The sequence below is a fragment of the Mycobacteroides sp. CBMA 271 genome, from assembly GCF_009729205.1.
Lineage (GTDB): Bacteria > Actinomycetota > Actinomycetes > Mycobacteriales > Mycobacteriaceae > Mycobacterium.
In genome coordinates this window covers 328698-341234 of record NZ_VTHB01000007.1, presented here as the reverse complement: position 1 = coordinate 341234, position 12537 = coordinate 328698, and the positions used below count along the sequence as shown (strand labels likewise).

Annotated in this window: 13 protein-coding genes; 6 read left to right on the top strand and 7 right to left on the bottom strand. The window is 64.1% G+C overall.

Features of this window, described 5'->3' with window-relative positions; genetic code table 11:
- Nucleotides 1-123: 123 nt before the first annotated feature.
- Both dapA and FZI91_RS19765 read left to right on the top strand, forming a co-directional pair.
- Complete coding sequence (gene dapA / locus FZI91_RS19770; RefSeq protein WP_162526008.1) at nucleotides 124-999, top strand: 4-hydroxy-tetrahydrodipicolinate synthase; 876 nt, start codon at nucleotides 124-126, stop codon at nucleotides 997-999.
- Nucleotides 1000-2691, top strand: coding sequence for a ribonuclease J (locus tag FZI91_RS19765; RefSeq protein WP_162525991.1), 1692 nt, complete (start codon nucleotides 1000-1002; stop codon nucleotides 2689-2691).
- A gap of 8 nt (nucleotides 2692-2699) precedes the next feature.
- On the opposite strand, the gene FZI91_RS19760 is transcribed toward FZI91_RS19765, so the two are convergent.
- The 3 genes from FZI91_RS19760 to FZI91_RS19750 are packed head-to-tail and all read right to left on the bottom strand — an operon-like array spanning nucleotide 2700 to nucleotide 4704.
- A complete protein-coding gene (locus tag FZI91_RS19760) occupies nucleotides 2700-3569 on the bottom strand; it encodes an SAM-dependent methyltransferase (protein WP_155940756.1) in 870 nt (289 codons plus the stop codon).
- Nucleotides 3570-4391, bottom strand: coding sequence for a mycofactocin-coupled SDR family oxidoreductase (locus FZI91_RS19755; protein ID WP_155940755.1), 822 nt, complete (start codon nucleotides 4389-4391; stop codon nucleotides 3570-3572).
- Between the two features lies 1 nt (nucleotide 4392).
- The gene (locus FZI91_RS19750) at nucleotides 4393-4704 is read right to left on the bottom strand and encodes a putative quinol monooxygenase (protein ID WP_155940754.1); all 312 of its coding nucleotides are present in this window, start codon (nucleotides 4702-4704) and stop codon (nucleotides 4393-4395) included.
- Nucleotides 4705-4789: 85 nt separating this feature from the next.
- On the opposite strand from FZI91_RS19750, the gene FZI91_RS19745 reads away from it, so the two are divergent.
- Complete coding sequence (locus tag FZI91_RS19745; protein WP_155940753.1) at nucleotides 4790-5365, top strand: hypothetical protein; 576 nt, start codon at nucleotides 4790-4792, stop codon at nucleotides 5363-5365.
- On the opposite strand, the gene FZI91_RS19740 is transcribed toward FZI91_RS19745, so the two are convergent.
- The gene (locus FZI91_RS19740; RefSeq protein ID WP_155940752.1) at nucleotides 5345-5896 is read right to left on the bottom strand and encodes a TetR/AcrR family transcriptional regulator; all 552 of its coding nucleotides are present in this window, start codon (nucleotides 5894-5896) and stop codon (nucleotides 5345-5347) included. The genes FZI91_RS19745 and FZI91_RS19740 overlap by 21 nt on opposite strands.
- A 167-nt stretch (nucleotides 5897-6063) precedes the next feature.
- Between FZI91_RS19740 and FZI91_RS19735 the strand changes: the two genes are divergently transcribed.
- Nucleotides 6064-6573, top strand: coding sequence for a hypothetical protein (locus FZI91_RS19735; protein WP_155940751.1), 510 nt, complete (start codon nucleotides 6064-6066; stop codon nucleotides 6571-6573).
- A gap of 3 nt (nucleotides 6574-6576) precedes the next feature.
- On the opposite strand, the gene FZI91_RS19730 is transcribed toward FZI91_RS19735, so the two are convergent.
- Nucleotides 6577-7869, bottom strand: a complete 1293-nt coding sequence (locus tag FZI91_RS19730) for an oxygenase MpaB family protein (RefSeq protein ID WP_155940869.1) — start codon at nucleotides 7867-7869, stop codon at nucleotides 6577-6579.
- Nucleotides 7870-8113: 244 nt separating this feature from the next.
- Between FZI91_RS19730 and FZI91_RS19725 the strand changes: the two genes are divergently transcribed.
- Complete coding sequence (locus FZI91_RS19725) at nucleotides 8114-10597, top strand: DNA translocase FtsK (RefSeq protein ID WP_155940750.1); 2484 nt, start codon at nucleotides 8114-8116, stop codon at nucleotides 10595-10597.
- 14 nt (nucleotides 10598-10611) lie between these two features.
- On the opposite strand, the gene FZI91_RS19720 is transcribed toward FZI91_RS19725, so the two are convergent.
- A complete protein-coding gene (locus FZI91_RS19720; protein WP_155940749.1) occupies nucleotides 10612-11268 on the bottom strand; it encodes a carboxymuconolactone decarboxylase family protein in 657 nt (218 codons plus the stop codon).
- Between the two features lie 77 nt (nucleotides 11269-11345).
- Nucleotides 11346-11891 (bottom strand): amino-acid N-acetyltransferase, encoded by a 546-nt coding sequence (locus FZI91_RS19715; RefSeq protein WP_155940748.1) that lies wholly within the window; start codon nucleotides 11889-11891, stop codon nucleotides 11346-11348.
- A gap of 42 nt (nucleotides 11892-11933) precedes the next feature.
- On the opposite strand from FZI91_RS19715, the gene pgsA reads away from it, so the two are divergent.
- The gene (gene pgsA / locus FZI91_RS19710; protein WP_309224117.1) at nucleotides 11934-12533 is read left to right on the top strand and encodes a CDP-diacylglycerol--glycerol-3-phosphate 3-phosphatidyltransferase; all 600 of its coding nucleotides are present in this window, start codon (nucleotides 11934-11936) and stop codon (nucleotides 12531-12533) included.
- Nucleotides 12534-12537 lie beyond the last annotated feature (4 nt).

Genomic DNA, 12537 nt, shown 5'->3' with positions numbered 1-12537 from the left:
AACTTCCGTTCGGCGCCGAAGCTTCGCGTGCGAAGTGACACTGGGCATGCGAACTGGACGGGCCTCCGGGGGTAATCGCTTGGTCGCGGCGGGTATTCTCATGCCGTGACAGCAGGTGGAACAGTGGCGCGGCTCGGCACCGTGCTCACCGCGATGGTGACCCCGTTTGATGCCGATGGCGCCCTTGACGTCGACACCGCGGTCCGGTTGGCCGCGCATTTGGTCGACGCCGGATGCGATGGTCTCGTGCTCTCCGGCACCACCGGAGAGTCACCCGTGACCTCCGACGCCGAGAAGCTGACCCTGCTCCGTGAGGTGGTGGCCGCCGTCGGCGACCGCGCCCGCATCATCGCCGGATCCGGCACCTACGACACCGCGCACAGCATCAAGCTGTCCCGCGAGTGCGAGGCCGCCGGTGCCGACGGGCTGCTCGTCGTCACCCCGTACTACTCGCGGCCCTCGCAGGCAGGGCTGCTGGCGCATTTCACAGCCGTCGCGGATGCGGTCACCGTGCCGGTCATCCTGTACGACATTCCGCCGCGCTCGGTCATTCCGATCGACTTCCACGTCATCCGCGAGCTTGCCGCCCACCCGAACATCGTGGCCGTCAAGGATGCCAAGGGTGATCTGCATGGCGGCGCGCAGATCATCGCGGGTACCGACCTCGTCTACTACTCGGGCGATGACCCGCTGAACCTGCCCTGGCTCTCGGTGGGGGCGGTTGGATTCATCAGCGTCATATCGCATTTCGTCGCTGGGCCGCTGCGTGAGCTGCTGGCTGCCTACAACGCAGGTGATGTGGAGACCGCGCGCAAGCTCAATGCGCAGGTTGCTCCCGTGACCGAGGCGTGTCGGCGCCTCGGGGCAGTGGGGGCCGTCAAGGCTGGGCTTCGCTTGCAGGGCATCGATGTTGGCGATCCGCGTCTGCCCAATGTTCCGCCGACTCCGGAACAGATCGACGGATTGGCCGCCGATATGCGCGCTGCTGGGGTGCTGTAGGTGCCGATTACTCCACCCGACGATCTGCGCGCGCCCGGACCGCTCGCCGAGGGGGCACTGCGCGTGACTGCGCTCGGTGGCATCAGCGAAATCGGCCGCAACATGACGGTTTTTGAGCTTCGTGGGCGTCTGCTCATCATCGACTGCGGCGTTCTTTTCCCGGGCCACGAGGAACCCGGCGTCGACCTGATCCTCCCCGACATCCGCCACATCCAGGATCGTCTCGACGACGTCGAAGCGCTGGTCCTGACGCACGCACATGAGGACCACATCGGGGCGATTCCGTTCCTGCTGAAGCTGCGCCCCGACATTCCCGTCGTCGGATCGGCCTTCACGCTCGCGTTGGTGGAAGCCAAGTGCCGGGAACATCGCATCACCCCGCGATTCGTCAAGGTCGCCGAGGGCGAACGGTCAACGCACGGCGCGTTCGAATGCGAATACTTCGCGGTGAACCACTCCATTCCCGATGCGCTCGCCATCGCGGTGCACACCGAGGCCGGCACCATCCTGCACACCGGCGACATCAAGCTTGACCCGCTGCCCCCGGACCGTCGCCCGACCGACTTGCCCGGACTGTCCGGTCTGGGGGACAGGGGTGTCGACCTGTTTCTCGTCGACTCCACCAACTCCGAGATACCGGGAGTGGGTCCGTCGGAGAGCGAGATCGCGCCTACCCTGAACCGCCTCATCGAAACCGCCCGCGGTCGCGTGATCATCGCGTGTTTTGCCAGCAATGTGGCGCGGGTGCAGCAGATCATCGACGCCTCGGTGGCGCATGGCCGCCGGGTTGCGCTCGTGGGCCGCTCCATGGTGCGCAACATGGGCATCGCGCGTGACCTGGGATTCCTCGACGTCGAAGACCGCGACCTTATCAACGTCGAGGCGGCGAATGATCTTGCGCCGCAACGGGTGGTGCTGGTCACCACCGGCACGCAGGGCGAGCCGATGGCCGCGCTGTCGCGGATGGCGCGGGGCGATCACCGTCAAATCACGCTAACCACTGACGATTTGGTCATTCTGTCCTCATCGCTGGTGCCCGGCAACGAGGAGGCCGTTTACGGCGTCATCGACTCCCTGGCGAAGGTGGGCACCCGCGTCGTCACCAATACGCATGCACGGGTACATGTCTCGGGACACGCCTATGCCGGTGAGCTGCTGTACCTGTACAACGCAGTACGACCGCGCAATGTGATGCCCGTGCACGGCACCTGGCGGCACATGCGCGCCAATGCGGGCCTGGCGGCCAAGACCGGTGTGGACGAGGATCGGATCGTCTTGGCGGAGAACGGCGTCAGCGTCGACCTGCACAACGAGCGTGCCCGCATCTCCGGCCGGGTCCCGGTGGGCAAGATGTTTGTGCACGGCCTGGTCGACGGTGATGTCTCCGATGCGACCGTGGGCGAGCGCCTGGTTCTGGGTAACGGGGGATTCATCGCGGTCACCGTCATGGTGCGTCGCGACGGGCGCACCGTCGGCAGGCCGGAACTGTCCTCGCGGGGCTTCTCCGATGACCCCAAGGCGCTCGACCCCGTGACCGAGATGGTGATTGCGGAGCTTAATTCGCTTGTCGGACAGTCGGTCACCGATACCAATCGCATCGCCCAGGCGGTGCGGCGCGTGGTCGGCAAGTGGGTAGGCGAGGTCTATCGACGCCAGCCGATGATCGTGCCGACCGTGCTGACCGTGGATTAACTCTCGAGCTAGATCTTCTCGGCGAGAACGGTCCGCTCAAGTTCGGTGGTCGATAGTTGGCGTCCGGCTGGTGTCAGGTAGCGCTCCTGGAACTCTGGACCGCTGACATCCTCGACCACACGCCAGCCGTACTCGGCGAGCAGTGGCGCTACCGCGTCCGGTGAAAGCCCGAACATCCACACCTGGCTCCTCACCCGAAACCGCTTGTACAGGATCGTGTTCCCGTACAGATTCGAGCCGTCGATGAAGTCGCGCTGTACGTAGGTGAAGGCAATGCGGCTGCCGGGCGCGGCCGTGCTCAGCGCCGCCAATGTCGCGCGGACTGCGGGCTCGGGGATGTACTGGGTGACACCCTCCCAGATGAAGAAAGTACGTGCGGTGATGTCGTGTCCGGCCCGCCGCAGCGCGTCGGCCAGATCGTCCCGCTGGAAATCGACCGGTATCAAGTGAACCGAGGGTGGCACCTTGCCGATAGCCCGCTTGATGGCGCGCCGCTTGACCGCGGTGTTCACCGGCTGGTCGACCTCGAACACCGGGATTGGAGAGATTGGGGCCAGTCGGGATCCTCTGGTGTCCAGCCCGGCGCCCAAGTCGACTACGGCGTCGAATTGTCCGGCGGCAAGCTGATCGTCGATATAACGCTTGCGGCACACGAAGATCGACCAGGCGCCTTGCCCTGCGCGCTCGGCCAGCCTGACCAACAGGTTACGCAGTGGCGTCCACGCCAGGGCGCGGACGAACCACCGCAAGCTGCCGGGCAAGATCGCCGCGGCCAGATCGTCGTCGACGATCCGCGAACCCCGCGGCTGATGCTGCTCGATCGCCGCAATCGCCATGGGGCCGAAGGCGGTCTGCGCGGCGGGATTCGACTGAGACATCTAGGTGCGGCGGTTGGTGAAGCCCGCGTCGACGGGGAGGGCAACGCCGGTGACGTACCTGGCGTCGTCGGACACCAGCCACGCCACCGCGTTGGCCATCTCTTCGGGTTCCATCAAGATGACCGGCAATGCGTTACCGGTGTCGGACATTCCCGCGGGTGCGCCGTTGGCGAAGAGCTCCTCGGTAATCGGGTTGACCAACATTGGCGTTGCGACCCCGGACGGATGAATGGTGTTCACCCGAATGTTATGGGGTGCAAGCATATTGGCATAGCTGCGCATCAATCCGACGAGTCCGTGTTTGGCCGCGGTGTAGGCGAGTCCACCCGGACTGTCCATCACCATGCCGGTCAGTCCCGCCACCGAGCTGATGAGCACGATCGAACCTCCCACACCGCGCTCCACCAAGGACGGCCGGGCCACCTCGATGGTGTGATACACGCCGGTGAGGTTGACGTCGAGGACATCGCGCCAGCCGTCATCGCCGGACTCGGGAGTCAGGGTGGCGATACCGGCATTAGCGACCACGATGTCCACCGGCCCGAGCGCCTCGACCCCCGCATCGAATGCCGCCTGCAGTGCGCTGCGGTCGCGGACATCGGTCTGGTGTGCGGAGATACCGCGACCCAGGGCATCAACCTCTTTGACGGTGAGGTCGAGGTCCTCGACGGTGGCCATCGGGTATTCCACCGAGGAGATCTGCGAACAGATGTCGACCGCGATGATGCTGGCGCCCTCGGAGGCCAGCTTGATCGCGTGAGCACGGCCCTGGCCGCGAGCCGCGCCGGTGATGAAGGCGACCTTGCCGTCAAGCTTGCCCATCTCAGTGCACCAAATCACCCTTGGCGGGATCGCCTGCCGGAACGGGTTCGCCGACAACGATTTCCGGCGCCTGGCTGAGTAGCGGGCCCACCTTGCCGAACATCGCGGTGACCGCGGGGGCCTTGCCGTGCTCGGCGAGCGCCTCGTTGCTCTCCCAGAACTCGACGAAAACGAAGCGGTCGTGAGCCTCATGCAGGGTGTACAGGCCGCAGCCCGGTTCGCCGTGAACCAGCGGGATCGTTTCCAGGAGTGCGGCGCGGACCTCGTCGCGCTTGTCTGGCTGGGGATACAGGAACGCCACCACAGTGGGCATGGAACACCTCTCGTCGTTGGGAGTGGATCGGTTTCCACCGTACCGAAGCGGAAGTGGATAGGGTTCGGGGCAACCAGGGAGGGATATGACCGGTCAAGTGTTGTCACCGGACGTGCCGATTCAGACCGAGGTCGTCCTCACCGAAGACGGACTGAAAGAGCTGCTGAAGGGCGCGTTTCGGACGTTCACGCGGTCGCGGGGCGTCTGGCTGTTGCTGACTCTCGCCGTCGCGTACGTCGCGTTCTTCTTTATTGCAGTGAGCCGGGCCTCCGGGGTGGTGATCCTGGTCGTCGTACTGGGACTGGTGATGCTTCTGGGCGCCGTGATTCGCTCTCGGACCAAGCGATCGATTCTGGCAGTGCCGGCCGGCACTGTGCAGCGCGCTGAGTTCAGATCCGCGGACTTCACCTTCTGGACCCTGCGACCAACCACCAATGCGCTACTCGGACAATCATTTCTGACGGCCCGGTTCATGATGCTGCGTGACTACACCGAGATTCAGAACGTGCTGGTCAATGACGACGCGGTGGGGATTCTCTTCTTGGCCCGGCCGGCGACACGTGAGATCTTTCCCCGCGCGTTGTTTCCCGATGAGGCCCTCGCCCTGATGTCTCGCTACACCAAGGTCGGCGGGAAGTGGTCAGCGCCGCGGCACCGATGAGTTGATCCAGACGGAGTATTCGTCGAGTGCGGCGTTGAGGCGCTTGCGATCCACCTGGGTGCCGATCTGCTGAGCACCGACCAAAATGCTGAAGCCGATGCGCGCCAGGGTATCGGCGCGGGCGGGGTCGAAACCGGCCTCGATGTAGTGCCGGGTGAGGTGCTTATGCCGAACCTGGTCGACACGGTGCATGGCCGCTGATACGTACCGGTCGGCGGCGGGCCATCCACGGATAGCCTTCTCGACTTCGTGGTCGGCGTCCCGCGCCGTTTGTTCCAGTACCGCGAGGCGCTCCTGAGGGTCGCGGACGGCGGCCACCTGCTTCAGCTGTGCGGCGGTGACTTCGTTTTCCCAGTAGTCGATGACGGCCATGTAGAACTGCGCCCCACTGCCGAAGTGGTGATACAGCGAGCCCGTCGTCACACCGATCCGCCGACATACCGCCGTGGTGGTGAGGGCGGGCTTTCCGCCCAATGCCAGCAGCTCGAATGCCGCGCGGAAGTAGTCGTTGCGTGAGACCTTCTCGGTCATACCCCTAACCGTAGATGAATCTATGGATGAGGGGAAGGGTAATCAATAAGGTAGCTGAATCTGTGCTCGAGGTTTGTGCAGTTAACATGGCATGTAGGATTTTCGATACACCACTGCCGACGACGCGGGTCGTGTGGCCTAACTGGGAAACAGGGGAGATGGAATCTATGTCGCGAAAAGTGTTTGCGATCGCGGGTGTGGTCGCCGGCTTGGCCATGTCGGTAGGAACGGCGACGTCTGCTGTCGCGGATCCGCCGAAGGATCCCTACCCGGACACCAGTAAGTATGCAAAGCTCGATTTCGAGGGGTTCCGGATTGCCGATAAGCCCGGCGTGTGGTTCTCATCCCCATCCGGACTGAACTGCGGCATTTGGGATGACGGCAGCTTCGGCTGCAACGGCGGTATCCCGGGAGCCCCAGCTGGTACGAATCAGGTGGGCTGGTTCTCCGGTGAGGGGTCTGCGCATTTCGACAGCACCGAGCAGATTCGATTTACCTCCGGAGAGGCCCAGCGGGTACTGCCGGCCAATGACTACATCGAGTATCGCAACGTTCGTTGCGCGACAACGCCCGAGAATCATCTGTACTGCGGCGGAGCGGGTTCCGGCAAGGGTGGCTATTCGGGTTCCCGGTTCCTCATCACGCCGGGCAAGACTTGGTTGGGCAACGAGCAGTAACCGTTAAACGCGGGGGGCGTGCGGCACCGGGCACCCAGCCGGTGTCGCCGCCGTCGCGTCATGGTGGGTGTAGGACGTGTCGGTTATCCCACCCAGCTTGGCGAGCGCCCGGTTTAACACCATTGCCGACCACCAGAGCAGCTCGCCATTGCGTTGCCGGGCACGGCGTTTGGCGCCGGGCAGCATATCCAGGACGCGTCGCAGCTGAATATTGGCGCGCACCGCGACTCCGGTGAGTGCGGTCCAGGGTTGCAGCCGGGCATCACGTAGGGGAGTGGCGCGCACCAGCGCCCGGACCAACTCCTCGCCGCCGTAGTACGCCGCGATTCCGAGTACGGGGGTGAACACCAGCCGGCCGATCTTGCCGGCAATTCCCTTGTCCACGAAACCGAACGCCGCAACCATCATGGTGTCGGTCCACTCCGACGGGCCCCCGGCATAGGCGACCATGTAGTCCATCGTCTCCATGCCCTCGGCCACCGTCTTGGGAATGAGTTCCTCGGCGACGCCGAAGATGTAGGCGATGTACGCCCAGTACATCACGGCGGCTTCGAGATCCGCCATGGTGCGGGTGCGTCCGTGCTGATGATCGATCAGCGGGGGGATGAGGCCGAAGGTCATCGCCGCGCCCATCATCATCGAGTTGGAAATGGGATTTCCGTGGTGGGTGAATTGCTCATCGCCCCAGGATCGTCGCAGCCCGGCGCGCACCAACGAATGCATGAGGCGCACGCGCACGGTGTCCTTGAAGGGCTCCGAAAAGCGTTCCAGTGCACCCCGATAGGTCATCTTGCGGAACCATGCCGTTGTCTCCAGATTGCGCCGCAGGGTGTCATTGACGAATCGCCCCGTGGCGCCGGTGGCATAGGCAACCTCGTCGCCGACAAAGGTTCCGAAGGTGTCGCCGAACCCCATACCGAATTTCCCGGCCAGTGATGAGTCATTCCATAGCTGGCGACCGCGCTCCCAGAGTTCAGGGTCGTACCAATCGGGCGGGTTGTCCAGATGGCGGAAGAGGGTGATCAGCTCCTGCGGTGGGTTATCGACCGTGTCGATGCCGTGATCGAGCGCCTGGTTCAGCATCTTGCGACCCTCGCCCGCGGGCATCATCCGAAATCGGGAGACCACCGCGTCCATGAGCTCATCGCCCTGCCACAAGTGATCGACGAGCAGTCGGGTGCGAGGGGTCTCACGGGGAACCTCGTGGAAATCCATCCACGGTTTCAGGATGTCCTTGCGTGATTGCGTCCACATCGAGTCGTACCGCAGCCGCGGCGGGGCCGGCCGTAGATCCATGTCGGGCCGCCAGTAGTAGTCGTACAGGGGAGTTGTCGCGACGACGCTGTCATTACTCACCTCCGCAGACTACGAGTGATCGACAATGATGGCAATAGAAGTTGTCAACATGTCGCAAGATCTCGGAACGGTCTCAGCACGGTTGCCGGACGGGCACGGATCGGTTGCCAGAGCCCCAATGACTTGGCGATTTGGCTGTGTGGCAGATGGTGCAGATGTGGCTGTTGCGACTAGGCTGTCGCCCATGGCGAGTAAGACTGTCAGCAGTTCGCGCGGCCGGAATACCAAGTCGGGAGCCCGGGCGCGTAACACCGCGCCGACCCGACGTCCGGCCCCGCGCCGGCGCAAGCAGAGTCGTAACCAGCATTGGTCGACGCCGTTGGTGGCGCTCGGTCGCGGTGCGCGTTCCGGGTGGCATGCCTGCGCCCACGTTGTCGGGTCCCTGTTCCGGTCGGTGGGACGCGCCCACGACATCGAACACGGCCATCGGCGCGACGGTATTGCACTGGCATTGCTGGGCCTGGCGTTCGTGGTGGGTGCCAGTTCGTGGTTCCATGCCGCCAAGCCGGTGGGGGGCTGGATCGATGACGCGATCCGCGCGGTCGTCGGTTCGGGTGTCGCATTGGTGCCGGTAATCGCGCTCGTCATCGCCGTGTTTTTGATGCGTACCGAGCCCAATCCGGAAGAGCGTCCGCGTCTTCTTCTGGGCTTCGCCATGGTCGCACTGCCGATCCTCGGCCTGTGGCACCTTTTCGCGGGTTCACCCGATTCCCCCGAGGGGCGCTGCGCCGCAGGCGGATTCGTTGGTTTCGTGATCGGTGGACCGCTCGCGCAGGGCCTCACCGCATGGATCGCTGCGCCGCTGCTCGTGATGGCGATTGTGTTTGGGGTGCTGCTGCTGACTGGCACCACGATCCGCGATATCCCAGACACTCTGCGGAACATGTTCTCGCCCAGGGATTACGACGAAGACTATGACGAATGGGACGAAGACTGGGACGACGAGGAGTCCGAGCCGGTAGATGACTACGAGGCGACCCGGGAGTTCACGCGCGGGGCCACGCCGCTGGAGAACTACCCGCTGGAGGAAGACGACGTCGAGGCGCCCGCGCCAGCGCCGGTCCCTAAGCCCGCGCCGGTCGTCAAGTCGACCAAGAAGGCCAAGCCGAAACCACAGGTGCCCGTTGTCGATCGGGTGATCGAGGGCCCATACACCCTGCCGTCGTTGGATCTGCTCGTTGCGGGAGATCCGCCGAAGGAGAGCAGCTCGGCGAACGATGACATGATCGCCGCGATCACCGGGGTGCTGGAGCAGTTCAAGGTGGATGCGGCGGTCACCGGGTTCAACCGGGGCCCGACCGTCACCCGCTACGAGGTCGAACTCGGCCCCGGCGTCAAGGTGGAGAAAATCACCGCGCTACAACGCAATATCGCCTACGCGGTGGCGACGGACAGCGTGCGTCTGCTTGCGCCGATCCCCGGTAAGTCGGCGGTAGGTATCGAGGTGCCCAATACCGACCGGGAGATGGTCCGTCTCGCCGACGTGCTGACCGCACCCGAAACCCGCGGTGACCACCATCCGTTGGTGATCGGTCTCGGCAAGGGCATCGAGGGTGATTTCATCTCGGCCAACCTGTCCAAGATGCCGCACTTGCTGGTCGCCGGATCCACCGGCTCGGGTAAATCGAGCTTCGTCAACTCGATGCTGGTATCGCTGCTCGCGCGGGCCACGCCTGAGGAGGTCAGGATGATCCTGATCGACCCGAAGATGGTGGAACTGACACCCTACGAAGGTATTCCGCACCTGATCACGCCGATCATCACCTCACCGAAGAAGGCGGCGGCCGCCCTGACGTGGCTGGTCGAGGAGATGGAACAGCGCTACCAGGACATGCAGGCTAGCAAGGTCCGGCACATCAACGACTTCAATGCGAAGGTGCGTTCCGGCGAGATCACCGCACCGCTGGGCAGCCAGCGCGAATACCGGCCGTACCCCTACATTCTCGCGGTTGTCGACGAGCTCGCCGATCTCATGATGACCGCGCCCCGTGATGTCGAGGAAGCGATCGTGCGCATCACCCAGAAGGCACGCGCGGCTGGGATCCACCTGGTGCTGGCGACCCAGCGCCCATCGGTGGACGTTGTCACCGGCCTTATCAAGACGAATGTGCCGTCGCGCCTTGCCTTTGCAACGTCATCGCTGACCGACAGCCGCGTCATCCTGGACCAGCCCGGCGCCGAGAAGCTCATTGGTATGGGCGACGGACTTTTCCTGCCCATGGGCGCGGGGCGGCCCCTGCGCATGCAGGGTGCGTTCATCACCGACGAGGAGATCTCCGCCGTCGTCAACGCCTGCAAGGAACAGGCCGAGCCCGAATACACCGAGGGCGTCACCAAGGCGAAGGTCGGCGGAGGACCGGGTAAGGACGATGTCGATCCCGATATTGGTGACGATATGGATGCCTTCCTACAGGCCGTCGAGCTCGTGGTGTCGAGCCAGTTCGGCTCCACCTCGATGCTGCAGCGCAAGCTGCGGGTCGGCTTCGCCAAGGCGGGCCGCCTCATGGATCTCATGGAGACGCGTGGAATCGTCGGCCCCAGTGAGGGATCCAAGGCGCGCGAGGTCATGGTTAAACCCGAGGATCTCGGCAGCGTGATGGCCTCGATCCGTGGCGGCGGGGGATCGGATGACGACGAGGACGACGGCGGCGTGCCTGAAGACTTCTGAGTCCCCGAAGACTTCTAAGAACCCTCGTCGCGCCGCAACGCGATGGCGTCGCCCACATCGAAGGACGTGAATCCGTCGGGGGCGGCGATCTCGACGATCGGCTCATCGCGGTCGTCCCACTCCAAACGCAGCGCGGTGCTCATCACCGCATGCATTTCGTACATGGCGGTGATGTAGGTGAGCTCCAGAATCTCCTCGTCGGAGAGGTGGGCCCGCAGTGCGGCGAACACCCCATCGGGCACGCGCCCGCCGTCGAGAACCAGAGCATCGGTGTAGGCCAGCACCGCCCGCTGCACCGGGGTGAAGCAATCGGCGGTACTCCACGATGGGATTGCGGCGATCATCTCCTCGGTCATGCCGACAATGCGGCACGACTTGCAATGCTGGGAGAAGACGAACTGACTGCGGCGTGCCCAGCCCGCCCGCGTCTGGCCGAGTTCGCGCAGCACGGGGTCCAACTTGCGATCGGGACTGCGATAGAAGGCGAAACCCTGGACTGCGTGTTTCAGGGCGTCGGGCACTAGCGCGAAGACCGACCACCAGTCACCCGGTGTGCCGGTGGTTGTCCCCGGCTCGGTAACGGGATCTCGGTCGCCGAAGATCTGGTCGTACATGCGGTGTACAAGCGGGTTGTCGGTTTCGGCACGGGACACTTGGCGCAGTCTTGGCATGCCTACTTCTTTACTGCCGAGAAGGCACTGATGTACGGAAATCGGGCCAAATGCGTACCTGAGTGCCTTTTCGGCGCTTAGAGGTGGACGAGCATCCGGGTGTTACCCAGGGTGTTCGGCTTCACGTAGCTCAGGTCGAGGAACTCGGCCACACCTGTGTCGTAGGACCGGCACATCTCCTCGTACACCTCTGCCGTCACCGGCGTGCCGTCGATCTCGCGGAATCCGTGCTTGGTGAAGAAGTCGACCTCGAACGTCAGCACGAACACCCGCTCGAGTTCTAGCTCCTTGGCCACATCGAGGAGCCGTGCAACGAGTGCATGCCCGACACCCGCGCCCTTGAGACGAGGGTGCACTGCGATGGTGCGCACCTCACCGAGATCGGACCACAGCACATGTAGGGCGCCGCAGCCGACGATCTCGCCATCGAGCACAGCAACCCAGAACTCCTGGACCGCCTCGTAGAGCGTTACCAAGTTCTTTTCCAGCAGGATGCGTCCCGCGTAGACGTCGACGAGCGCCTTGATGGCACCCACATCGGAGGTACGGGCACGACGGACGGTGACCGCGGGGGCGGTGTGTCCCGGATTCCCTGAGATGCCGGATGTGCCTTCAGCGCTCATGCGTGAACAGTAGCCAGCTCCAGAACAGATAAGGTGTTTGACGTGCCGATGCCACCGGAAACCCAACCTGATTCCGAGGCTTCTGCTGCCGCCGTGCCGGTGCTGAACATTGCCAACGTCCTGACGGTGCTGCGCGTGGTGCTGGTTCCGGTGTTCATTGTGGTTCTTTTCACCGAGGGTGGGCACGAGACGTCCTGGCGTATTGCCGCTTTCGGGGTATTCGCGTTGGCTATCGCCACGGACCGATTCGACGGAGTGCTCGCCCGCCGCTACGGCCTGGTTACCCCGTTTGGCCAGCTCGCCGACCCCATCGCGGACAAGGCGCTGATCGGTGCCGCGCTCATCGGGCTGAGCGTGCTCGGTGATCTGCCCTGGTGGATCACCGTCGTCATCCTGGTGCGCGAGATCGGAATCACCCTGCTGCGGTTGTCGGTGCTGCGCCACGGCGTCATCCCCGCGAACCGCGGCGGCAAGCTGAAGACGATGGTGCAGTCACTGGCGATTGCCGGCTATCTGCTGCCGCTGACGGGGTACTGGCATACCACTGCGGTGGTGCTGATGTGGATGGCGGTGGCGCTCACCGTCATGACCGGTGCGGACTACCTGGCGCAGGCGCTGCGTCCGCGGCCACAAACCCCGTAATGCA